This is a genomic window from Streptomyces sp. P9-A4 (genome assembly GCF_036634195.1).
Lineage (GTDB): Bacteria > Actinomycetota > Actinomycetes > Streptomycetales > Streptomycetaceae > Streptomyces.
The window spans coordinates 3,605,345-3,628,640 of the sequence record NZ_JAZIFY010000001.1; the positions used below are offsets into that span (position 1 = coordinate 3,605,345).

Sequence of the window (23,296 nt, forward strand, 5' to 3'; positions counted from 1 at the left end):
ATTCCGGGCCCTTCTCGGTCAGCCGTGAGGCTTAGCGTGCCGCGTCCGGGTGGACCGCTTCCGTCACCGGGCGGTCCTCCGACGGCTTCGGGGCCGTCTTCTCGACCGGCTTGCGGAGCTGGATGTTCAGTTCGCGCAGGCGGGACTCGTCGAGTTCCGTCGGGGCGCCCATCAGGAGGTCCTGGGCGTTGCCGTTGAGCGGGAAGGCGATCGTCTCGCGGATGTTGGGCTCGTCCGCGAGGAGCATCACGATGCGGTCGACGCCCGGGGCGATGCCGCCGTGCGGCGGGGCGCCGTACTCGAAGGCGCGGAGCATGCCCGCGAACTCGTGCTCGACCGTCTCGCGCGAGTAGCCCGCGATCTCGAAGGCCTTGAACATGATCTCGGGCTCGTGGTTCCGGATCGCGCCCGAGGACAGCTCGATGCCGTTGCAGACGATGTCGTACTGCCAGCCGAGGACGTCCAGCGGGTCCTGGGTCTCCAGGGCCTCAAGGCCGCCCTGCGGCATCGAGAAGGGGTTGTGCGAGAAGTCGATCTTGCCGGTCTCCTCGTCCTTCTCGTACATCGGGAAGTCGACGATCCACGCGAAGCGGAAGACGTTCTCCTCGAACTGGCCGGCGCGCTTGGCGGCCTCGACCCGGACCGGGCCCATGATCTTGGAGACCTCGTCGAACTCGCCCGCGCCGAAGAAGATCGCGTGGCCGGGCTCCAGACCGAGGCGCTCGGTCAGGACCTTGACGTTCTCCTCGGTGAGGAACTTGGCGATGGGGCCGGTCAGGGCGTTGCCCTCGCCGACGCGGACCCAGGCCAGGCCCTTCGCGCCGAGGGAGACCGCGAAGTCGCCCAGCTGGTCGAAGAACTTGCGCGGCTGCTCGCCCGTGTTCGGGACGGCGAGCGCGCGGACGTGCTTGCCGGCGAAGGCCTTGAACTCCGAGTTCTCGAAGACGTCGGAGATGTCGACGAGTTCGAGGGCGGTGCGCAGGTCGGGCTTGTCGTTGCCGTACTTGAGCATCGACTCGCGGAACGGGATCCGCGGGAACGGCGACGTGACGTGGCGTCCGTTGCCGAACTCCTCGAAGATCTCCGTCATCAGCTTCTCGATCGGCTGGAAGACGTCCTCCTGCTCGACGAAGCTCATCTCGACGTCGAGCTGGTAGAACTCGCCCGGCGAGCGGTCCGCGCGGGCGTCCTCGTCGCGGAAGCAGGGCGCGATCTGGAAGTACCGGTCGAAGCCGGAGATCATCAGCAGCTGCTTGAACTGCTGCGGCGCCTGCGGCAGCGCGTAGAACTTGCCCGGGTTCAGACGGGACGGGACGACGAAGTCGCGGGCGCCCTCGGGGGAGGTCGCGGCGAGGATCGGCGTCGCCATCTCGTTGAAGCCGAGGGCCACCATCTTGGAGCGGATGGAGGCGATGACGGCGGACCGCAGCATGATGTTGCGGTGCATGCGCTCGCGGCGCAGGTCGAGGAAGCGGTACTCCAGGCGCCGCTCCTCGTTGACGCCGTCGTCGGCGTTGATGGTGAAGGGGATCTGCTTCGCGGCGCCCAGGACCTCGACCTCGGCGGCCTCGATCTCGATCTCGCCGGTCGACAGCTCGGGGTTGACGTTCTCCGCGCCACGCGAGACGACCTTGCCGTCGACGCGGACGACGGTCTCCTTCGTCAGCTTGTCGAGGACCTCCGCGGCGGCGGTGCCGGGCCGGGCGACGAGCTGCGTGATGCCGTAGTGGTCGCGCAGATCGATGAAGAGGATGCCGCCCAGGTCGCGCCGATTGTGCAGCCAGCCGCTCAGCCGGACGTCGGTGCCGACGTCAGAGGCGCGGAGCTCGCCGCAGGTGTGGGACCTGTACCGATGCATCGTCGTTTCATCCAGTCTTCGGGATCTTGGGGTGGGCGGCTGCCTTGTGGCCCCTGTCACGGATGTCACAGGACACGAGGGCAGACCCACCCAGAGTACCGGCCGGGCCAAGATCGCTTTTCGAATACTGTCAGTGGCGATCTGGTGTCCGATATTCATAAAGTGGGGCAATGCGCACCGAGGACGTCCTGGCCGCGATCGCGACCGGCCTGTGGCGCTGGGACAACGCGTCCGGGATCGTCTCGCTCGACGCCGAGGCCGCCCGGCTGCTCGGGCTGCCCGCCGAGTCCGTCCAGCTCACCGAGGCGGCCGCGCGGTCCCGTTTCCACCCGGTCGACTGGAACGAGATCGACGGCGTCGTCAACCTCGCCGTCGCCGAGGGCACCCTCGCCGAGGCCCGGCTGCGGATCATGGACGAGCACGGGCGGGTGATCCGTACCGTACGGAGCAGGTCGAAGCCGCTCATCGAGGGCAAGGACTACCTGCTGGTCGGCACCCTCCAGGAGGTCGCCGAGCAGCAGCCGGGGACCGCCGCCCGCACCCCCGTCACCGGTGACTGGCGCCGCTCCCGCGAGGCGTTCCTGCTCGACGCGGGACGCGCGCTCGCCGAGGCGCGCTCGACGGCCGAGGTGCTGCGCGTGGCGGCCTCGCTGTCGATGCCCGGCTTCTCCCCCGACGGACTCGCCGTCTTCGGCGTGGCGGGCGACCGGCTGACGGTCATCGGCCACCACGGACACAGCGAGGGTGACGAGGGCCCCTTCTCGTCGATGTCCCTGGACACGGACTACCCGGCGGCGGAGGTCGCCCGCACGGGCCGCGCGATCTACCTCCCGACCCCCGACGAGTACCTGCGCCGCTTCCCGGTGACCTGGCCGCTCGCCCAGCGGTTCGGGCGCCGCTCCTGGGCCTTCGTGCCGCTGGTCGTCGCCGGGCGGACCATGGGCGCCTGGATGGCCGCCTTCAAACACCCGGTGGCGTTCACGCCCGACGAGCGGTCGGTCCTGACGACGGTGGCCCGGATGCTCGCCCAGGCCCTCGCACGCGCGGGCGTGGCCGAGTCCGAGCGCGAGCTGTCCCTCGGCCTCCAGCGGACGATGATGCCGGTCCTCGGGCCCGGCATCCCCGGCATCCAGGTGGCCGCCCGGTACGTGCCCACCGGCGGCGGGCTCCAGGTCGGCGGCGACTGGTACGACATGATCCGGCTGCCCGGCGGCACCTCCCGTACCGGCGGGCACGGCGCCGGCCGCATCGCGCTCGTCATCGGGGACGTCCAGGGGCACGACGTACGGGCCGCGGGCCTGATGGGGCAGCTGCGGATCGCCCTGCGCGCGTACGCCTCCGAGGGGCACCGTCCCGACGCGGTCCTCGCCCGCGCCTCCCGCTTCCTCTACGGGATCACCGACGGCGACGACGGCGAGGGCGACGCCGGTCCGCGCTTCGCGACCTGCCTCTACCTGGAGGTCGACCTGGAGACCGGGACGGTCGACATCGCCCGCGCCGGGCACCCGGACCCGGCGGTACGGATGAACGACGGAACGGTTCTTCTTCGGCCCACCGCCGGCGGCCTGCCCCTCGGCATCGACCCCGACACCGACTACCCCACCACCCGGCTCACCCTGGACCCCGGCGAGACCCTGATGATCTGCACCGACGGTCTCCTGGAGACCGGCGGGCACGACCTGGACAGCGGCTGGGAGCGGGTCCGCGCGCTCCTGGAGTCCCACGACGGCCAGGACCTGGAACAGCTCGCCGACGGGCTCGTCGAGGCCGTCCACGGGCCGGGCTCGCACCACACGACCGGGCCGCTCGCCGACCGCCGCGAGGACGACATCGCCGTCCTGCTGCTCTCCCGCCGCCCCGCCGGAGCGCTGCCGGAGGCCCCGCGCCGCACCCTGATGACGATCGCCCAGGCCGAACCGGAGCGGATCGCCGAGGCGCGGGAGCAGGTGCGGCAGCTGCTGCACGACTGGGCGGACGAGGAGCAGCTCGACTCGGCCGTCCTCATGGTCTCCGAGATGGTCACCAACGTCCTCGTCCACACCGACGGCGACGCGCTCCTCGTCGCCGAGGTGGCCTGCGCGGAGAAGTCCCGGCGGCTGCGCGTCGAGGTCTCCGACACCAGCGACGAGCTGCCGCACAAGCGGCACCCGGGCGAGATGGCGTCGAGCGGACGCGGTCTCGTCCTGATGGAGATGCTGGCGGACGCGTGGGGCGTCGACCCGCGCGGCGAGGGCAAGGCGATCTGGTTCGAACTGAACGAACCGGAGTCGGGACGGGGCTGCTGCGGGTAGCCCTGGCGGGCGGCGGGGCGGGATCGTGGGCTGGTGCGGGGTCGCCCTGGCGGGGGCCTCGGCCGGGCGGGACCCGTACGCCGTCGGTCGCTGCCGGTCCGTGAGCCGCGAGCCGCGACCGTACGCCGTCGGTCGCCGCCGGCCCGTGGGCACGCGCGCGTCGGTGGCTCCCCGCCCGTGGCTCCCCGCCCGCCCGTGGTTCCCCGCGCGGGTCTCACCCGTGCGGCGCAGACTGGTGTCGTACGGCCGCCCGGGGGGACCACGGAGTTCGCCATGGACATCCACAAGGTCGGCAGTGACACCACCGTGCTGGCCGACAGCCTCGAAGTGCCCGGGATCGGGTACATCCCGGTCGACGCGTACGTCCTCACCGCCGCCGAACCCGTCGTCGTCGACACCGGGCTCTCCCTGGCCGACCGGAACTTCGTCAACACCCTCGGCTCCGTCGTCGACCCCGCCGACATCCTCTGGATCTGGCTCACCCACCCCGACCGCGACCACACCGGCGGCATCTTCGACCTGCTCGTGGCCGCGCCCCGGGCGAAGGTCGTCACCACCTTCATCGGCGCCGGGATCATGACCACGGAACGCCCGCTGCCGATGGACCGGGTGTACTTCCTCAACCCCGGCCAGTCCCTCGACGTGGGCGACCGCAGGCTCCGCGCCTTCAGGCCCCCGCTGTTCGACAACCCCGCCACGGTCGGCTTCTACGACGACAAGACCCGGATCTGCTTCAGCTCCGACTGCTTCGGCGGGCCCATGCCGACCGCCGAACTCGCGGAGAGCGGCCACGCGAACGACCTCAAGCCCGAGGAACTCCGGCAGGCCCAGCTGCTGTGGGCGAGCGTGGACAGCCCGTGGGTGCGGATGGTGGACCCGGCCAAGTACCGGGCGACGATCGACCCGCTGCGGGAGATGGCCCCGGAGATCGTGCTCTCCACCCATCTGCCGCCCGCGGTACGGATGACGGCGTCGATGATCGACACGATCACGATGGCCCCGGACTCGGACCCGTTCGTCGGCCCCGACCAGGCCGCCCTGGAACAGATGCTGGCCTCCTTCGGGCCGGGCGGGCAGCCGGCGGCGACCTGAGAGGGCCCGAGGGGCGGAAGCTCACCCGCCCGGCGCGGCCTCCGGCCCCTCCGCCGGCGCGTACCGCCTCCGCAGCTCGCTGAGGACCCCCGTCGCCGCGGCCGTCAGCGGTACGGCGAGCAGCATGCCCAGGATGCCCGCGACGGACGCCCCCGCCGTGATCGCCAGCAGCACCGCCGCCGGGTGCATCTGCACGGTCCGGCTCTGCACCATCGGCTGGAGCACGTTCCCCTCGATGACCTGGACGGCCAGGACGATGCCGAGCACCCACAGGGCGATGACGAAGCCCCGGTCGGCGAGGGCGACCAGGACGGCGATGGCCCCGGAGAGGAAGGCGCCGAGGTACGGGATGTAGGCGGTGACGAAGACGAGCGCGGCGAGCCCCACCGCGCCGGGCACGTCGAGGACCACGAGCCCGATGCCGATGAGGACGGCGTCGACGAAGGCGACGAGGGTCGTGCCGCGCATGAAGCCCTCGACGGCCTCGAAGGCGCGGCGGGCCATCGCCTCGGCCATGTCGCCGGTCGCGCGGGGAGCGAGCGAGCGCAGGGTGCCTGCGGCCCGGTCGGAGTCCTTCAGGAAGAAGAAGATGAGGAGCAGCGCGAGGGCCGCGGTGGTGAGCATCTGACCGACGACGCTGATGCCGCTGATGACCCCGGACGCGGCGGTGCCGCCGAACTTCTCCAGGAGGCTCTTGGCGTTCTTGGCGAGGTCGTCGAGCGAGGTCCCGGCCGCGCCGAAGTGCTCGGTGATGTCGTTGGCGGCCTGCCGGAGCGAGGCGATGATCTGGTCGCCGGTGTCGATGAGCGCGGCGACGACGATGTACGTGGCTCCGCCGACGACGACGAGTACGGCGACGACGGTGAGCGCGGCGGCGAGCGACTTGCGGACCTTCATCAGGAGCAGGCGCCGGTAGAGCGGCCCGAGGAGGGCGGTGCCGAGGATCGCGAGCAGGACGGGGGTGACGACCGTCTTGAAGACGATGCAGAGCCAGATGAAGACGGCGACGACCCCGGCGGCCAGCAGGAAGACGACGCACCAGGCGGCGAACCGGCGGGCGGGTTCGGGAAGGAGCGCTCTCGTCGTCTGCACCCGACCACCGGACCACGCCCGTCGGCGTGTCGTCGCGCGCTGACGGCCGTACGGGTGACGGACCGTCAGTGCGGCAGGGCTCGCACACGCGGGTACGGGGCAGAGCTCACGCCCCGCCCCGTACCCGTACCCGTACTGGGACCCGTACCCGTGCCCCTTATTGGGACCCGTACGGTCTCCCCTACTCGCCCATCCCGTGCACCGCCGGGATCGTCCCCAGCCGGCCCGCCTGGAAGTCCTCGAAGGCCTGGCGGAGTTCGGCCTGGGTGTTCATGACGAACGGGCCGTAGTGGGCCATCGGCTCGCGGATCGGCTGTCCGCCGAGAAGGGCGATCTCCAGGTCGGGGGTGTTCCCGTCCTGCTTCTCGTCGGCGCGGATGGTGAGGGAGCCGCCCTTGCCGAAGACGGCGGTCTGGCCCGTGTGGACCGGTCGCCGCTCGACGCCGACGCTGCCGCGCCCGGCGAGCACGTACGCGAGGCCGTTGAAGTCCTCGCGCCACGGCAGGGTGATCTCGGCGCCCGGCCGCAGGGTCGCGTGGAGCATCGTGATCGGGGTGTGGGTGATGCCGGGGCCCTCGTGCCCGTCCAGCTCTCCGGCGATGACGCGGAGCAGCGCGCCGCCGTCGGGGGAGGTGAGCAGCTGGACCTGGCCGCCGCGGATGTCCTGGTAGCGGGGGGCCATCATCTTGTCGGCGGCGGGCAGGTTCACCCACAGCTGGAGGCCGTGGAAGAGGCCGCCGCTGACGACGAGGGACTCCGGCGGGGCCTCGATGTGGAGGAGGCCGGCGCCGGCGGTCATCCACTGGGTGTCGCCGTTGGTGATGGTGCCGCCGCCGCCGTTGGAGTCCTGGTGGTCGAAGACGCCGTCGATGATGTAGGTGACGGTCTCGAAGCCGCGGTGGGGGTGCCAGGGGGTGCCCTTGGGCTCGCCCGGCGCGTACTCCACCTCACCCATCTGGTCCATCATGATGAACGGGTCGAGGTACTGGTAGTTGATCCCGGCGAACGCGCGGCGCACCGGGAAGCCCTCGCCCTCGAACCCCGAGGGTGCCGTGGTGACGGCGAGCACGGGACGCGGGACGGCGTCGGCGGGAGCCGCGACGCGCGGCAGGGTGAGCGGGTTCTCGACAGTCACGGCGGGCATGACGGGACCTCCTAGTGCGGTCTGATGCGACCTCGTGGCGTCCACTTTAGTTGAACGGTGAACTTCTTGCCACCCAGAACGCGGAACGCCCGGGAGGAATTCCTCCCGGGCGTTCTCCCTGTCTCCAGGCTGCGTCAGCCGTACATCCGCCGCATCGCGAAATCGACCATCTGCTCCACGGCCTTCGCGTCGAAGACCATCCGGTGGTCGCCCTCCATGTCGAGCACGAAGCCGTAGCCGGTGGGCAGCAGGTCGATCACCTCGGCGCCGGTGATGACGAAGTACTTCGACTCCTTGCCCGCGTACCGCCGCAGCTCCTTGAGCGAGGTGAACATCGGGATGACCGGCTGCTGGGTGTTGTGCAGCGCCAGGAAGCCGGGGTTGTCGCCGCGCGGGCAGTAGACCTTGGAGGTCGCGAAGATCTGCTGGAAGTCCTCGGGCGCGAGCGTGCCGGTGGTGAAGGCGCGCACGGCGTCGGCGAGGGAGGGCGGCGAGGGCTCCGGGTAGAGCGGGGGCTGCTGCCCGTAACCGCCCTGCATGCCGTCCTGCATGCCGGCACCGGGCATCCCACCGGGCATTCCAGCCTGCATACCGCCCGGCATCCCGCCCTGCTGGGGCGGTGCGTACTGCTGCTGGGCACCCGGATTCTGCTCGTAGCCGTACATGGGCCATGAGCCTACTGCGTCACAGATGGCCCGAGAGGGGTTGCTCTTATTACCGGTGGGTAGCATCATCGGAGAGAACGCTTTGCTACTTGCTGGTACGTGTACGAGGAACCTGCCTCCCCGAGCCTTACGGAGCCGTCGCCATGGGGCACTACAAGTCGAATCTCCGCGACATCGAGTTCAACCTCTTCGAGGTCCTCGGCCGCGACAAGGTGTACGGCTCCGGGCCGTTCGAGGAGATGGACGTCGAGACCGCCAAGAGCATCCTCGACGAGATCCGCCGTCTCGCCGAGAACGAGCTCGCGGAGTCCTTCGCCGACGCCGACCGCAACCCGCCGGTCTTCGACCCGGAGACCAACACCGCCCCGGTCCCGGCCACCTTCAAGAAGTCGTACAACGCCTTCATGGAGTCCGAGTACTGGCGCCTCGGCATCCCCGAGGAGATCGGCGGCACCGTCTCCCCGCGCTCCCTGATCTGGGCATACGCGGAGCTGCTCCTCGGCGCGAACCCGGCCATCTGGATGTACTCCTCCGGCCCGGCCTTCGCCGGCATCCTCTACAACGAGGGCAACGACGCGCAGAAGAAGGTCGCGCAGATCGCCGTCGAGCGCCGCTGGGGCTCCACGATGGTCCTGACCGAGCCCGACGCCGGCTCGGACGTCGGCGCCGGCCGCACCAAGGCCACCCAGCAGGAGGACGGCTCCTGGCACATCGAGGGCGTGAAGCGCTTCATCACGTCCGGTGAGCACGACATGGAGGAGAACATCCTCCACTACGTCCTCGCCCGCCCCGAGGGTGCCGGCCCCGGCACCAAGGGCCTCTCCCTCTTCCTCGTCCCGAAGTACGAGTTCGACTGGGAGACCGGCGAGCTGGGCGAGCGCAACGGCGTCTACGCCACCAACGTCGAGCACAAGATGGGCCTCAAGGCCTCCAACACGTGCGAGATGACCTTCGGCGACCAGCACCCCGCCAAGGGCTGGCTGATCGGCGACAAGCACGACGGCATCCGCCAGATGTTCCTCATCATCGAGTTCGCCCGCATGATGGTCGGCACGAAGGCGATCTCCACCCTCTCCACGGGCTACCTCAACGCCCTGGAGTACGCCAAGGAGCGCGTCCAGGGCACCGACCTGGCCAACTTCATGGACAAGGCCGCGCCCAAGGTCACCATCACCCACCACCCCGACGTCCGCCGCTCGCTGATGACGCAGAAGGCGTACGCCGAGGGCATGCGCACCCTCGTCCTCTACACGGCCTCCGTGCAGGACGAGATCGCGGTCAAGGAAGCGGCCGGCGAGGACGCCAAGGCGCTGCACGGCCTGAACGACCTGCTGCTCCCGATCGTCAAGGGCTACGGCTCCGAGAAGGGCTACGAGCAGCTCGCGCAGTCGCTCCAGACCTTCGGCGGCTCCGGGTTCCTCCAGGAGTACCCGATCGAGCAGTACATCCGGGACGCCAAGATCGACACCCTCTACGAGGGCACCACGGCCATCCAGGGCCAGGACTTCTTCTTCCGCAAGATCGTCCGCGACCAGGGCGCGTCCCTGAACGCGCTCGCCGAGGAGATCAAGAAGTTCCTCGCGGTCGGCACCGGCGGCGAGGACCTGGCCGGCGCCCGCGACGCGCTCGCCAAGGCCGCGGTCGACCTGGAGGGCATCGTCGGCGTCATGCTGACCGACCTCACCGCGACCGGCGAGGACGTCAAGAACATCTACAAGGTGGGCCTCAACACCACCCGCCTGCTGCTCGCCTCCGGCGACGTCGTCGTCGGCTACCTGCTGATCCGCGGCGCGGCCGTCGCCGCGGAGAAGCTGGCCGCCGGCGCGACCGGCAAGGACGTCGCCTTCTACCAGGGCAAGATCGCGGCCGCGAAGTTCTTCGCCGCCAACGTCCTGCCGGGCGTCACCGCCGAGCGCACGCTCGCCGAGGCGGTCGACGGCTCGCTGATGGACCTGGACGAGGCCGCGTTCTGAGAACGCGCTTCGTCCTGAGGCACGGCCCGTCCCCGGGGAGGGGGCGGGCCGTTCCGTTTTCTTCGAGGGCTCGGTTCGCAGGTTCGCCTCCGGGGCGCTGGTGCCGGGCCCCGGGCGATCCCGATGCGTCCCTCCCCCTGACCCTCCCCCTGCCCCATCCCCTCGTCCATCCCCGGGGCCCCGGATCCCTTCTCCCGGCTCTGCGTAAGGTGAACCCATGAGCAGCGCAGCTTCCCGTCCCACCGCCGGCCCCTTCGACCGCGGACACACCGACGACCTGATGGCCTTCCTGACGGCCTCGCCCTCGCCGTACCACGCGGTCGCGACGGCCGCCGAGCGGCTGGAGAAGGCGGGCTTCCGACAGGTGGAGGAGACCGCGTCCTGGGACGGGACCAGCGGCGGCAAGTACGTGATCCGCGGCGGCGCGATCATCGCCTGGTACGTGCCGGAGGGCGCCTCCGCCCACACGCCGTACCGCGTCGTCGGCGCCCACACCGACTCCCCCAACCTGCGCGTGAAGCCGCAGCCCGACCTCGGCTCGCAGGGCTGGCGGCAGGTCGCCGTGGAGGTCTACGGCGGCACCCTCCTCAACACCTGGCTCGACCGCGACCTCGGCCTCGCCGGCCGCCTCACGCTCCGCGACGGCAGCCACCGCCTCGTCAACGTCGACCGGCCGCTGCTGCGCGTCCCGCAGCTCGCCATCCACCTCGACCGGGGCGTCAACGACGGCCTCAAGCTCGACCGCCAGCGGCACATGCAGCCCGTCTGGGGCATCGGCGAGGTCCACGAGGGCGACCTGATCTCCTTCGTCGCCGCCGAGGCCGGCGTGGACGCCGAGGACGTGAGCGGCTGGGACCTGATGGTCCACGCCGTGGAGGCCCCCGCCTACCTGGGCCGCGACCGCGAACTCCTCGCCGGACCGCGCATGGACAACCTGATCTCCGTGCACGCCTCCGTCGCCGCGCTCGCCTCCCTCGCGGGCCGCGAGGACCTCACGTACATCCCGGTCCTCGCCGCCTTCGACCACGAGGAGAACGGCTCCGAGGCCGACACCGGCGCCCAGGGCCCGCTGCTCGGGAACGTCCTCGAGCGTTCCGTGTACGCGCGCGGCGGCTCCTACGAGGACCGGGCCCGCGCCTTCGCCGGCACCGTCTGCCTGTCCTCGGACACCGGCCACGCCGTCCACCCGAACTACGCGGAGCGCCACGACCCGACGCACCACCCGCGCGTCAACGGCGGCCCGATCCTCAAGGTGAACGTCAACCAGCGGTACGCCACCGACGGCAGCGGCCGTGCGGTCTTCGCCGCCGCGTGCGAGAAGGCGGGCGTGCCCTGGCAGTCCTTCGTCTCCAACAACGACATGCCCTGCGGCACGACGATCGGCCCGATCACCGCCGCCCGCCACGGCATCAAGACCGTCGACATCGGCGTCGCGATCCTCTCCATGCACAGCGCCCGCGAGCTGTGCGGCGCGGAGGACCCGTACCTCCTCGCCAACGCGCTGGTCGCGTTCCTGGAGGGCTGACCCCACCAGGGGCCCGCGGACCGCGAAACATCCGCGAAAGGCCCCGCCTGGCAGCGTCGCCCCCATGCATCGTCATGAGGGCCCCTCACGGGGGAAGTTCGCCGCCGGTACCGCCGCCGCCGTCGTGCTCGCCACGGCGGCGGCGGCCGTTCTGATCGGCGAGTACAACGAACGGCCGCCGTGGGGCACGGACATCGCCTACGAGGGCGGCTTCGTCCAGGCCTCCCGCATCCGCGGCTACGACGTGGACGGCTCGCGCACGAGGGCGCTGCTCGACGGGGAGTGCGCGAGCATGGAACGGCAGGGGATGGGCGGCGACCGGGCCGTCCACGACCCGGCGGCCTGGGTGGCCGGATGCCTGGACGCGGCTGCGGGGCGGCCGTCCAGGAACCAGGGGGTCGTGCGTTAGGCCGGGCGCCGGATCCCGCGGGCGTCAGTGGCGGCCGGGGGTCGGCCGGGTGGCCGGGGTCCGGGGTTCGTCGTCGCAGCCGGTGTTGCTGTCGGCGTTGTTTTCGGTGTCGGGGCCGGTCGCGGGGCTGATCGAGCGGCGCTTGACGATCACGAGGACGATCAGGGCGACCTGGAGAAGGATCGGCAGCACCATGCCCGGGGACGCCTCGGGGTCGACGCCGGCCGAGTTGGAGATCAGGCCGAAGTCCCACAGGCCGTGGACGAGCATGGGCAGCAGGAGCGTTCCGCCGACGCGCAGGCACAGATAGAAGAAGTAGCCGGAGGTGGAGACGACCACGGCCTGGACGATCGCCTGCGAGCCCTCGCCGAAGGCGTTGCTGACGTGCGCCAGGCCGAAGATCAGCGAGGACCACAGGGCGACCTTGCCCTCGGTGAAACCGGCCTGCTTGAAGACCTGCACGCCGATGCCCCGGAACATCAGCTCCTCGCCGACGCCGACCAGCAGGGTCATCGCGATCAGGCTCGGTACGAGGGAGAGGGGCTGGTCGGCCAGGTTGCGGTAGTTCGCTCCGAGGACGGCGGCGACCAGCATCGCGATCGGCACGAAGCGCACCCAGCGCCGAACCGGTACGCGGTAGCGCATGACATCGCCCCACCAGCCGAGCCAGGTGACCACCGCCGCGCCGAAGAGGACCGAGAGGCCGATCGGGATCAGCCCGTTGCGGAGGATCGCCTCGGTGGTCGCGAACTGGCCCTTCGAGCCCGTATCGACGCCGATGAGCGCGCCGAGGCCCTGGAGGATCGCCAGGTAGACGACGACCACGCCGAGGAACCACGGCCAGGCCAGTCGCCGCCGGGCGGGGGAGAGGTCTGCGGACACGGGGCGGCTCCTTCGGCACGGCGGGCGACGACAGCGCCCGCCGGCACGGATGGGGCACCCGCCCACAGGGCGGTCACATGTTCCCATAAGAATCGAAAAAGATAGTTAATCCCTACGACCCTCATGAAACGGACATGAACTGCCTGTGGGCGGGGCTCCCGCCTCTCCCCGCCTCTCCCCGCCGCTCAGCCGTCCATGCCCGCCAGGATCAGCGGGAGGCGGGCCGTGCCGTCCGCCGTGATCTTCACCGGGACGCCCCAGTCCTGCTGGTGGACGTGGCAGGCCGGGTACTCGTTGGCGGGGTCGTCGTCGCAGGAGGCCGCCATCGCGGAGACGTGCAGGACGCCTTCGGTCAGCTCCGGGTCGAGGGTCAGGTCACGGAAGAGGTCCGTGCCCGTGCCCTCGCCGCCGAGCAGCAGTTCCGGCGGGGTCGAGGAGACCAGGAGGCGGGTCGAGGGGCCGTACCGCTCGTCGAGCTTCTGGCCCGTGGGGGCCCGGAAGACCACGTCGAGCCGGAGCAGGCCGGGGGCGACCTCGGTGGCCTCGCGGCGGGTGCGATGGGCGACCGCCTCGACCTGGACGGCCTCCTCCGGGAGCCGCAGCCGGGTGAGCCGGTGCCGGGCGGACTCGACGACCACGATGTCCCCGTCGACGAGGACCGCGTCGCTGGGCTCGCGCAGGTCGGTGGCGAGGGTGGTGACCTCGCCGCTCGCGGGGTCGTAGCGGCGCAGGGCGTGGTTGTACGTGTCGCTGACGGCGACCGAGCCGTCGGGCAGGGCGGTGACGCCCAGCGGGTGCTGGAGCAGGGCCTGCCCGGCCGGGCCGTCGCGGTGCCCGAAGTCGAAGAGGCCGGTGCCGACGGCGGTGCGGACGGCGTAACCGTCGGCCTCCCGCTCGACCCAGCGCAGGGAGCTGGTCTCGGAGTCGGCGACCCAGAGGCGGTCCTCGGTGGCGGCGAGCCCGGAGGGCTGCGCGAACCAGGCCTCGGCGGCGGGGCCGTCGACGAGCCCCTCGTTGGTGGTGCCGGCCGCGACCTCGACGGTCCCGGTGGCCGGGTCGTACGTCCACAGCTGGTGGACGCCGGCCATGGCGATCCACACCTTGCCCTGCCACCAGGCCACGTCCCACGGCGAGGACAGGTCGACGTCCAGGGCGGGCCCGGAGGTCGGGGAGCCCTGCCACCACTGCTTGCCGGTGCCGGCGATCCGCTCGATCGCGCCGGTCTCCGGGTCGTACGCGCGCAGGGCGTGGTTCACGGTGTCGGCGACGACGACCCTGCCGTCGGGCAGCCGTACGAGACCCTGGGGCTCCCGGAAGACGCCCTCGCCGATGCGGCGGACGACGGTCTCGCCGTCGGCCGCCAGCTCGACGAGCTGGTGCCGGGTGGTGTCGGAGACCAGGAGGTTCCCGGAGGGCAGCAGGATCGCCTTGCCGGGGAAGCGGAGGTCGGTGGCGACGGGCTCGGGGGCCACGTAGGGGCCGTCACCGCGCCGCAGCGTGCCCTTGGCGCCGTGCTCGGCCTCCAGCTCCTCGACGAGGGTGCGGATCGCGTTGGCGTGGCCCTCGCCGGCGTGCTGGGCGACGACATACCCCTCGGGGTCGATGACGACGAGCGTCGGCCAGGCCCGTACGGCGTACTGCTTCCAGGTGGCCAGCTCGGGGTCGTCCAGTACGGGGTGGTGCACCTCGTACCGCTCGACGGCATCGACGACGGCCTGATGCTCGGCCTCATGCACGAACTTCGGCGAGTGCACCCCGACGATCACGAGGGTGTCCCGATGCTTCTCCTCCAGCTCACGCAGCTCGTCGAGGACGTGCAGGCAGTTCACACAGCAGAAGGTCCAAAAATCCAGCAGAACGATCTTTCCCCGCAGGTCGGCGAGGGTGAGGTCGTCTCCGCCCGTGTTGAGCCAGCCGCCCTTGCCGATCAGCTCGGGGGCGCGGACACGGGCACGGCGGGGCGCGGCGGTGGGCGCGGAGTCGTTCATGGTTCAAGGGTGCCGTACGGGTGGAAAGTGAGGGCCGGGTGGGGGGTGGGGGCGTGTCCCGGTCGGGGGGTGCTTCCGGGCGGGCGGTGGCATGGGGCTTATGACGTGTGTGGGCAGATCATCGGACTATTGCCACCGTCGGGTGAGGGGCGGGCTTCTGGTGGTGGTGCTCGCGCTGACCGGGGTGGTGGTGCCCGGAGCCGTGCTGCCCGGGTCCCCCGCCCGGGCCGGTGGCGTCGGGGACGGCGCCCTGACCGTGAGCGTCAGCGTGAACGGCCGGGACCACAGCGGCATCCGGCCGCCGGACCTGCGGGTCGGCGGGCCGGTCGTGAAGCGGTACCGGCTCGTGAACCGAAGCGAGGCCGACCTCTACGGGGTGCGGATCGCCGACCCCGAGGTCCCCTCCGGGGCCGTGCGCTGCCCCGCCCGCCAGCTCCCCGCGCTCGGTGAGCTGGAGTGCGTCGCCCGCTTCAGCGCCGTGTCCGGGACGCATCGGGGCACGGTACGGGCGGAAGGCTCCGTCCCCTCGCTGCGCCGGGTGCTGACGGCCACCGCCCGCGCCGGGTACACCGGCGTCGGCGGCGCCCTCCGCCTCACCGAACGGATCGCGGTCGGGCCCCCCGGCCTTGGCACGGCCACCATCACGTACACCGTGGCCAACGACGGCAACCGGCCCCTGCACGCCGTCCGGGTCAGCGACACCGCGCTGGGTCTGCCCGCCGTCCAGGTCGGGGGCACCGGGCCCGGTCGGCGCGCCGTCGGGATCGGGGACACCGCACCCGGTCGGCGCGCGGGCGCCGTGGACTGCGCGGGGCGGCCCGGGACCGTGCCCCTGCTCGCCCCGGGCGCCTCGGCCCGCTGCACGGCCACCGTACGGCGGCCCCCCGGCACCCACCGGAGCACCGGCCTCGCCTCCGGGAGCGACCGGGTGACCACCTACGGGCCGGGGGGCGGCCGGGTCCCCGCGCCGTCGCTCGTCGCCCGGTCCTCCGCCGTCTTCACGGTGCCGGGTCCGGCGGCGCGGGGGGCCGCGCGACCGGAAGCGGGCAAGCCGTCGGCCGCCGGGCGGGAGCCCGTACGGATTCCCGTGGGCAGTCCCGTAGGTCCCGTACGGAATCCCGTAGGTCCCGTACGGAATCCCGTAGGTCCCCTGGGTCCCCTAGGTCCCGTACGGGGTCCCGGCCGGGATTCCCTGGGGAATCCCGTAGGGGGGAACGGTGGGGCGCCCGGCGCTCCCGGGGGGCCCTTGGCCGGGGGCGGGGTGCCCGTTCCGGGGGCCGCCGGGGCTGGGGCTGGGGCTGGGGCCGGACTCGGGGCCGGGGCCGGGGCCGGACTCGGACTCGGACCCGGGTCCGGAGTCGGACTCGGACTGGTCAACCCGCCCGGAGCCGCGCCCGGTGACGGGGACGCTGACGGGGGCGCTGACGGGGTCGGCGCCGGTGCCGGTGACGCGGCCGCCGTGGTCCCCGCCCCGGAGGGCGTACCCCCGGGCTCCGTACCGACCGACCCCGACGCCGTACCCGTACCCGTACCCCGCGACGAGGCCGCCGTCGCCACACGCCGTGCCGCCGCCCTCGACCACGAAGGGTTCCTCGGACGGCTTCGGCGCCGGAGCCGGGAGGCGGACGAGCTCGGAGTCGTCTCGATGCTGCTGCTGATCCTGATCCCGGCGGCCGTCGCCGCCGCCCTCCTCGGCAATCGGAGAAGCTGACCGTGGCCCTGCTCGAAACGCTCGTCGTCGTCCTCGGCGTCGCGCTCGTCGCCGCCCTCGCCGTCGTCGCCAAGACCAGGCTCTTCCCGGTCGGCGAGGACGAGGAACCGCGCGAGGACGTCGCCGAGTACATCGCCATGATGGTCTCGGTGCTCTACGCGATCGTGCTCGGCCTGTGCCTGGTGTCCGTCTGGGACACCCGGTCCGCCGCCGCCGACAACGTCCAGGCCGAGGCCGGCGCCCTGCACCAGACGTATCTGCTCGCGGACGCACTCCCCGCCGACCGCCGGCAGCCGCTGCGCGACGCGGCCCGGACGTACGCCGATCATGTCGTCGACGTCGAATGGCCCGTGATGGAGGCGCGCGAACCGCTCGACGCCTCCGGCTGGCGGCTGCTCGAACAGCTGCGGAAGGCCGGCGAGGTGTCGGACTCCGCGAACGTCCCCGAGCAGATCGCCGCCCAGGAGGTACTGGCCCAGCTCGGCTACGTCGACGACGCCCGCCGGGGCCGGGAGGCGGCAGCGCAGGAACGTCTCTCCCCCGTGCTGTGGGCGGGACTTCTCATCGGCGGCACGCTCACCCTCGCCTTCATGTTCCTCTTCGGGATCAGCCGGAGCACCACCCATGTGGTGATGGTGATGGGCCTGGCCGGCTTCATCGCCTTCACGGTGCTGCTGATCCATCAGCTCGACTCGCCCTTCGGCGAGACGCTCGGGGCGACCCCGGACGCGTTCGTCCGCTACTTCGGGTGAACCCGTCCCCCACGGGGCAGGCATAGCGCCATGAAATATCTCGTACGGGACAAGATCTTCGCGATCGGCGACGACTACTGGATCGAGGACGAGCAGGGCCGCCACGCCTTCCTCGTCGACGGCAAGGCGCTGCGGCTGCGCGACACCCTGGAGCTGAAGGACCCCGACGGGCACGTCCTCGTGACCCTGCGGCAGAAGATGTTCAGCCTGCGGGACGCCATGACGATCGAGCGGGACGAGCGCCCGCTCGCGACCGTCCGCCGCAAACGGCTCTCGCTGCTCCGCAACCACTACCGGGTGGCCCTCGTCGAGGGCACCGAACTGGACGTCAGCGGCCGGATCCTGGACCGGGAGTTCACCGTCGAGTACGAGGGCGAACTCCTGGCCCACATCTCCCGGCGGTGGTTCCACGTCCGCGAGACCTACGCGGTGAACGTGGTCCGCGAGGACGCCGACGCGGCGCTCCAGATCGCGGTGGCGGTGTGCGTGATCCGGATGGCCGAGCGGGAGCGCGGGGACGACTAGCGGAAGCGCGGGGGGGGAGGGCTGGAGGGAGAGGGGGGAGGGAGAGGGAGAGGGGGTGGAGGGGGCAGGAGGGCTAGAGGGTGCCGGCCTTGCCCAGCGCCTGTTCCAGGTCCTCCCACAGGTCCTCCACGTGCTCGATGCCCACCGAGATCCTGACCGTGCCGGGACCGATCCCCGCCGCCGCCAGGGCCGCCGCGTCGAGCTGGTGGTGCGAGGTGGAGGCCGGGTGCATCACCAGGGTCTTCACATCGCCGAGGGAGACGCTGAGGGACGCGAGCCGTACCGCCTCGACGAAGGTACGGCCCGCCTCCCGGCCGCCCGCGAGATCCACCGAGATCACCCCGCCGCCCCCGGCGGGCAGCAGCCGCTCCGCGACGGCCCGGTCCGGGTGGCTCGCCAGGGCCGGGTGGCGGACGGCGGCGACCGCCGGGTGCGCGGACAGCCGGGCCGCGAGGTCGGCGGCGCTCGCGCACTGGCGTTCCATCCGCAGCGACAGGGTCTGCATCCCGCGCAGGGTCAGCCAGGCGGCGAACGGGTCGGTGGACGCGCCCTGTTCGACGGAGTGGTGGCGGACCCGGTGGTACAGCTCGGCGTCCTTGAAGACGACGACGCCGCCGAGGACGTCCGCGTGCCCGGACAGGTACTTCGTCGCCGAGTGCACGACGATGTCGGCGCCGTGGTCGATCGGGCGGCAGAGGAGCGGCGAGGCGAAGGTGTTGTCGACGGCGACGGGCACCCCCGCCTCGGCGGCGACGGCGGCGAGCGCGGGCAGGTCGGAGACCCGGGTGGTGGGATTGGCGACGGTCTCCAGGTAGAGGAGCCGGGTCTCCGGGCGCAGGGCCGCCCGCACCTCCTCCGGGTCGGTGCCGGAGACGTAGGTGACGTCGACGCCCCAGCGGGTGGCGAGGTCGGTGAGGACCGCGTACGTACCGCCGTACAGGCAGGTCTGGGCGATGACGTGATCGCCGGAGCCGAGCAGACCGAGGAGGACGGCGTTCACCGCGCCCATGCCGGAGGCGAAGGAGAGGCCGGCGGCGCCGCCTTCGAGGCGGGCGACGGCGTCCTCAAGGGTGCGGACGGTGGGGTTGCCGTGACGGCTGTACATGAACGCGTCGGTGGCGGTGAAGGCGGCGGCGAGCGCGTCGGCCGAGTCGAAGGCGAAGACGTGCCCCTGGTGGAGGGGGACGCCGAGGGGCCTGCTGCCGGTGATCTCGACGTGCGGCGGGTGGACGGCGAGGGTCTCGGGACGGGGGCAGCCCGAGCCTCCCAGGGGCGAGGCGCCTCCCACGGGAGGGGCGGCGGAGGCGGCGGGTTCGGCGGACGGTGCGGAGTCGGCAGGGCTCATGGGCCCAGTCTGTGGACCGGCGGTTTGCCTTCCCAGGTCCAATCCCGGCAGATTGGTTCGGCGATGGAGCCAATCGGACACCTTCCCCACCCGGCCGACGACCTGGTCGCCCGGCTCGGCCGCTGGTCGGCCGGGCGCGGGCCGCTGTACCTGCTGCTCGCGGCCCGGCTGCGCCGGCTGATCGACGAGGGCGCGCTGCCGCCGGGCACGCCGCTGCCGCCGGACCGGCGGCTGGCGCGGGCCCTGGCCGTGGGCCGGACGACGGTGGTCGCCGCGTACGACGTACTGCGGCAGGAGGGACGGCTGGTACGGCGGCAGGGCAGCGGGACCCGGGTGACGCGGGCGGCGCTGGCGCCCGAGCCCGAGGAGGAGACGCGGACGGGCCCGGGGGCGCCGCCCCGGGTGGCCGAGACCTCGAACCCGCTGTTCCTGCACCTCCTGGAGGCGCCGGACGACGTGCTGCTGCTGAGCTGCGCCGCTCCCACCGGGCCGCCGCCCGAGCTGGCGGAGGCGTACCGCTCGCTGGTCCTGCCCGAAGGCGACCTCGGCTACCACCCGGCCGGACTCGGGGCGCTGCGGACGGCCGTCGCGGCCCGCTACTCGGCGCGCGGGGTGCCGACCGAGCCCGGCCAGATCCTGGTCACGACCGGCGCCCAGCAGGGGCTTTCGCTGCTCACCCGGCTGCTGCTCGCGCCCGGCGACGGGGTGCTCATCGAAGCGCCGACGTATCCGGGGGCGCTCGACCTGGTCCGGGAGGCCGCCGCCGTGCCCCTGCCGGTGGCGGTCGGGCCCGACGGACTGGACGTGGCGGAGGCGATCCGTGTGATGGAACACCACCGTCCCGCCCTGGCCTATGTGGTGGCCCGCTTCCAGAACCCGACGGGCACGGTCCTGCCGCCGCTCGCCGGGCGGCGGCTCGTGGAGGCGGCGAACGCGCTCGGGGTGCCGCTGGTGGACGACGAGGTACTGGGCGACCTGGCGTTCGCCCCGCGCCCGGAGGACCGTTCCCTCTCCTCGTACGGCGAGGTCGTCTCGGTCGGCTCGCTCTCCAAGGTCGTGTGGGGCGGCCTCCGGATCGGCTGGGTGCGCGGCCCCGCGCCGCTGATCGCCCGGCTCGCCCGGCTGAAGGCCCTGCACGACCTGGGCTGCGACGTGCCGTCCCAGCTCGCGGCGGCCCGGCTCCTCGACGACTTCGCGCCGGTCCTCGCCGCCCGCCTGGACTCCATCCGCGCGGGCCACGCGCATCTGCGCGGCGAGCTGGCCCGGCTGCTCCCGTCCTGGTCCTGCGCCCCGGCGACCGGCGGCCAGACGCTCTGGGTACGCCTCCCGCACGGCGACGGCGTCTCGTTCGCGCAGCTCGCCCTGCGCCACGGGGTGGCGGTCCTGCCGGGCGTGACGACCGACGCCCTCGGCGGCAGCGTCCGCCATCTGCGGCTGCACTTCCTGCTGCCCCCGGAGCAGTTGTCGGAGGCGGTACGGAGACTGGCGGCGGCGTGGGAGGAGTACGGGCGCGGGGCGGGCGATGCGTGCGGGCCGGGGATCCCGTACGGGCCCGGGTCGGGGATCCCGTACGAGCCGGGGTCGGGGATCCCGTACGGGCCCGTCCGGGCCTCCCTGCGCGCGGTCACCCTCTGACCTCCGGTCCCTCCCCGACCGATTCAGGGCCCTCGGCCCTCCCTCAAGAAGGAGCGACCATGCACACCGCCGTCTCCCCCTTCGTCCTCCAGCCGTGGCAGGAGGGCGACCGGCACGCGCGCCGGGCCGGGTGGCGGGGCGTCTCGCGGGAGTTCGGCGAGATCACGCTGACCTGCCCGCTGCCCCGTACCGCGCCGGAGACCGTCGTCTCGGAGGCGCGCGGCGGGCTGATACCCGTCGCCGCCTTCGAGGCCCGGGGCATCCACACCGACGGCATCCGGCTGCCGACCCTGAACCGGTCCACGCTCCGGGTCGGCGACCGCATGGTGTACATGACGCGGAACCGCTGGGGCGCCGCGGCGGCGCAGCGCGCCCTCGCACTGCGGTACGCGGGCGACCGCTACCGGCTCTCGGCGCTCGACAAGCGGGCGTACGTCCTGACCCGCGAGCCCGACGAGGAGGACCCCGGCCTCACGGTCACCGTCCGCGCGTCGGGGCGCGGCAGGAAGCGGCAGCTGGCCGTGCGGGTCGGCGGGCGGGCGGCCCTCAGCCCCGGCCACCGTGCCCCGGACCGGCCTCAGCCCCGGCCACCGTGCCCCCGACCGGCCTCAGCCCCGGCGACCGGCCGGCGGCGTCGCGATGCCGAGCACCCGGTCCTTCAGGGCCGGGAACTGTTCGCGGGTCGTCGTGACCTTCGCCGGGTCGAGGACGGCCCGCAGGATCTCCTCGTCGGGGCCCGCCTCGGCGAGGGTCTCCCCCCAGGGGTCGACGACGATCGAGTGGCCGGCCTGCTCCACCCCCGCGTGCGTGCCCGCCGTACCGCAGGCGAGGACGTACGCCTGGTTCTCGACCGCGCGGGCGCGGGCGAGCAGGCTCCAGTGGGCGCGGCGGAGGGCGGGCCAGCCTGCCGGGACGACGAAGGCCTGCGCGCCGGCGTCGACGAGGCCGCGGAAGAGTTCGGGGAAGCGCAGGTCGTAGCAGGTGCCGACGCCGACGGTGAGGTGCGGCAGGTCGACGGTGACGAGGTCCTCCCCGGCGGCCATCATCACCGCCTCGCCCTTGTCGAAGCCGAAGCGGTGGATCTTGCGGTAGGAGGCGGCGAGTTCGCCGTCGGGGGAGAGGACGAGCGAGGTGTTGTAGAGGGCGCCGCCCTCCGCCTCGACGAAGGAGCCGGCGTGCAGCCAGACCCCGGCGTCGCGGGCGGCGTCCGCCATCGCCCGGTGCGTCGGGCCGTTCAGCGGCTCGGACTCGGCGGCGAAGAGGTCGGAGGCGAAGGCTCCGACGGTCCACAGTTCGGGCAGGACGACAAGGTCGGCGTGGCCGGATTCCGCCCTTACGAGGCGGCCCACGCGGGCACGACGAGCGTCGACCGGTTCGTCCGGGTCTACCGCGATCTGGATCAGCGAGGCGCGCACACTACCACCGTCCTGGCATTCGAGCCGTCAACACCGGCCTACGATCGTCACACGAAAGCACTGCCGGGGTGCCTTCGGGCAGCGTAACTTAGCGTCCGAGCCTCCCACCCAGTCGTGTTTTCAGCCCGCGCACCGAAGAACCGCCGAGGGGTCCCGTGACCGTCCATCCCAGCCTCCAGAACTACGCCGACGCCTGGACCCATTCCATCGAGGCGATAGCCGAGCTGGTGCAGCCGCTCGTGGAGGGCGAGTGGAACCGGCCGACCCCGTGCCCCGGCTGGTCGGTGCGGGACATCGTGTCCCATGTCATCGGCATGGAGACCGAGATACTCGGCGACCCGCGGCCGATCCACTCCCTGCCCCGCGACCTGTACCACGTACGCAGTGACTTCGCGCGCTACATGGAGGTCCAGGTCGATGTGCGGCGGCACCACACCGCGCCGGAGATGACCTCGGAGCTGGAGTACATCCTGATCCGCCGGGCCCGGCAGCTGCGCAACGAGAACCGCTCCCCCGAGCGCCTGATCCGCGCTCCCCTGGGCGCCGAGCAGTCCCTGGAACTGGCGTACCGGATGCGCGCCTTCGACGTGTGGGTGCACGAGCAGGACCTGCGGGTCGCGCTCGGCAGGCCGGGCAACCTGGACTCGGCGGGTGCGCACGTCACGCGGGACGTGCTGCTGGAGGCGATGCCGAAGGTGGTCGCCAAGGACGCCGGGGCGCCCGCGCCCTCGGCGGTGGTGATCGACGTGAGCGGCCCGGTGGAGTTCCTGCGGACCGTTCGGGTCGACGCGGAGGGCCGGGGTTCGATCGACGGCGCGCCCTCGCTCGGCCCCGCGGTGACGCTCGCGACGGACTGGGAGACGTTCGTACGGCTCGCCTGCGGCCGGGTCCGGCCGGCCGAGGTGGCCGACCGGGTCAAGACGGAGGGTGACGAGGAGCTGGCGCAGGCCATCCTCGACAACTTCGCGGTGACGCCCCGGTAGTGCTCCCGTAG

General features: G+C 72.4%; 19 protein-coding genes. 10 read left to right on the plus strand and 9 right to left on the minus strand.

Annotation, left to right across the window (positions count from 1 at the left end; translation table 11 throughout):
• Positions 1-31: 31 nt before the first annotated feature.
• Positions 32-1,858, minus strand: a complete 1,827-nt coding sequence (aspS, locus tag V4Y03_RS16155) for an aspartate--tRNA ligase (protein ID WP_317874487.1) — start codon at positions 1,856-1,858, stop codon at positions 32-34.
• 170 nt (positions 1,859-2,028) lie between these two features.
• Here aspS and V4Y03_RS16160 point away from each other — a divergent pair, with 170 nt between their 5' ends.
• Both V4Y03_RS16160 and V4Y03_RS16165 read left to right on the plus strand, forming a co-directional pair.
• Positions 2,029-4,149, plus strand: a complete 2,121-nt coding sequence (locus V4Y03_RS16160) for a SpoIIE family protein phosphatase (protein WP_332435373.1) — start codon at positions 2,029-2,031, stop codon at positions 4,147-4,149.
• 273 nt (positions 4,150-4,422) lie between these two features.
• Positions 4,423-5,241 carry an MBL fold metallo-hydrolase gene (locus V4Y03_RS16165; RefSeq protein ID WP_317876286.1) on the plus strand — a complete coding sequence of 273 codons (819 nt, stop codon included), beginning with the start codon at positions 4,423-4,425 and terminating at the stop codon, positions 5,239-5,241.
• Positions 5,242-5,262: 21 nt separating this feature from the next.
• Here the strand turns inward: V4Y03_RS16165 and V4Y03_RS16170 are convergent, their stop codons facing one another.
• From V4Y03_RS16170 to V4Y03_RS16180, 3 genes are all read right to left on the minus strand, one after another.
• Complete coding sequence (locus V4Y03_RS16170) at positions 5,263-6,333, minus strand: AI-2E family transporter (protein WP_317876285.1); 1,071 nt, start codon at positions 6,331-6,333, stop codon at positions 5,263-5,265.
• Between the two features lie 181 nt (positions 6,334-6,514).
• Positions 6,515-7,477 (minus strand): pirin family protein, encoded by a 963-nt coding sequence (locus V4Y03_RS16175; RefSeq protein WP_056565434.1) that lies wholly within the window; start codon positions 7,475-7,477, stop codon positions 6,515-6,517.
• A 134-nt stretch (positions 7,478-7,611) separates the two neighbouring features.
• Complete coding sequence (locus V4Y03_RS16180) at positions 7,612-8,142, minus strand: SseB family protein (protein ID WP_332435374.1); 531 nt, start codon at positions 8,140-8,142, stop codon at positions 7,612-7,614.
• Between the two features lie 143 nt (positions 8,143-8,285).
• Between V4Y03_RS16180 and V4Y03_RS16185 the strand changes: the two genes are divergently transcribed.
• The 3 genes from V4Y03_RS16185 (at position 8,286) to V4Y03_RS16195 (ending at position 12,049) form a co-directional block, all read left to right on the plus strand.
• Positions 8,286-10,115 (plus strand): acyl-CoA dehydrogenase, encoded by a 1,830-nt coding sequence (locus tag V4Y03_RS16185; protein WP_332435375.1) that lies wholly within the window; start codon positions 8,286-8,288, stop codon positions 10,113-10,115.
• 217 nt (positions 10,116-10,332) lie between these two features.
• Positions 10,333-11,640: a M18 family aminopeptidase gene (locus tag V4Y03_RS16190; protein ID WP_317876282.1), complete on the plus strand. Its 1,308-nt coding sequence runs from the start codon at positions 10,333-10,335 to the stop codon at positions 11,638-11,640.
• Positions 11,641-11,704: 64 nt separating this feature from the next.
• A complete protein-coding gene (locus V4Y03_RS16195) occupies positions 11,705-12,049 on the plus strand; it encodes a hypothetical protein (RefSeq protein ID WP_317876281.1) in 345 nt (114 codons plus the stop codon).
• A 24-nt stretch (positions 12,050-12,073) separates the two neighbouring features.
• Here V4Y03_RS16195 and V4Y03_RS16200 read toward each other — a convergent pair whose 3' ends face one another.
• Both V4Y03_RS16200 and V4Y03_RS16205 read right to left on the minus strand, forming a co-directional pair.
• On the minus strand, positions 12,074-12,931 hold the full coding sequence (locus V4Y03_RS16200) for a CPBP family intramembrane glutamic endopeptidase (RefSeq protein WP_332435376.1): 858 nt from the start codon (positions 12,929-12,931) through the stop codon (positions 12,074-12,076).
• A 185-nt stretch (positions 12,932-13,116) separates the two neighbouring features.
• The gene (locus tag V4Y03_RS16205; RefSeq protein WP_332435377.1) at positions 13,117-14,919 is read right to left on the minus strand and encodes an NHL domain-containing thioredoxin family protein; all 1,803 of its coding nucleotides are present in this window, start codon (positions 14,917-14,919) and stop codon (positions 13,117-13,119) included.
• Positions 14,920-15,061: 142 nt separating this feature from the next.
• Here V4Y03_RS16205 and V4Y03_RS16210 point away from each other — a divergent pair, with 142 nt between their 5' ends.
• The 3 genes from V4Y03_RS16210 to V4Y03_RS16220 are packed head-to-tail and all read left to right on the plus strand — an operon-like array spanning position 15,062 to position 17,907.
• Positions 15,062-16,630: a hypothetical protein gene (locus V4Y03_RS16210; protein WP_332435378.1), complete on the plus strand. Its 1,569-nt coding sequence runs from the start codon at positions 15,062-15,064 to the stop codon at positions 16,628-16,630.
• Between the two features lie 2 nt (positions 16,631-16,632).
• Positions 16,633-17,382, plus strand: coding sequence for a bestrophin-like domain (locus V4Y03_RS16215; RefSeq protein ID WP_317878747.1), 750 nt, complete (start codon positions 16,633-16,635; stop codon positions 17,380-17,382).
• A gap of 30 nt (positions 17,383-17,412) precedes the next feature.
• Positions 17,413-17,907, plus strand: a complete 495-nt coding sequence (locus tag V4Y03_RS16220) for an LURP-one-related/scramblase family protein (RefSeq protein WP_317878746.1) — start codon at positions 17,413-17,415, stop codon at positions 17,905-17,907.
• A 73-nt stretch (positions 17,908-17,980) separates the two neighbouring features.
• On the opposite strand, the gene V4Y03_RS16225 is transcribed toward V4Y03_RS16220, so the two are convergent.
• A complete protein-coding gene (locus V4Y03_RS16225; protein WP_332435379.1) occupies positions 17,981-19,252 on the minus strand; it encodes a trans-sulfuration enzyme family protein in 1,272 nt (423 codons plus the stop codon).
• A gap of 63 nt (positions 19,253-19,315) precedes the next feature.
• Here V4Y03_RS16225 and yczR point away from each other — a divergent pair, with 63 nt between their 5' ends.
• Positions 19,316-20,887 (plus strand): aminotransferase-like domain-containing protein, encoded by a 1,572-nt coding sequence (yczR, locus tag V4Y03_RS16230; RefSeq protein ID WP_332435380.1) that lies wholly within the window; start codon positions 19,316-19,318, stop codon positions 20,885-20,887.
• Between the two features lie 43 nt (positions 20,888-20,930).
• Here yczR and V4Y03_RS16235 read toward each other — a convergent pair whose 3' ends face one another.
• Both V4Y03_RS16235 and V4Y03_RS16240 read right to left on the minus strand, forming a co-directional pair.
• Positions 20,931-21,221 (minus strand): hypothetical protein, encoded by a 291-nt coding sequence (locus V4Y03_RS16235; protein ID WP_332435381.1) that lies wholly within the window; start codon positions 21,219-21,221, stop codon positions 20,931-20,933.
• A gap of 274 nt (positions 21,222-21,495) precedes the next feature.
• Positions 21,496-22,302 carry a carbon-nitrogen family hydrolase gene (locus tag V4Y03_RS16240; RefSeq protein ID WP_317878153.1) on the minus strand — a complete coding sequence of 269 codons (807 nt, stop codon included), beginning with the start codon at positions 22,300-22,302 and terminating at the stop codon, positions 21,496-21,498.
• Between the two features lie 155 nt (positions 22,303-22,457).
• On the opposite strand from V4Y03_RS16240, the gene V4Y03_RS16245 reads away from it, so the two are divergent.
• Positions 22,458-23,285 (plus strand): maleylpyruvate isomerase family mycothiol-dependent enzyme, encoded by an 828-nt coding sequence (locus tag V4Y03_RS16245; protein ID WP_332435382.1) that lies wholly within the window; start codon positions 22,458-22,460, stop codon positions 23,283-23,285.
• Positions 23,286-23,296: the final 11 nt, after the last annotated feature.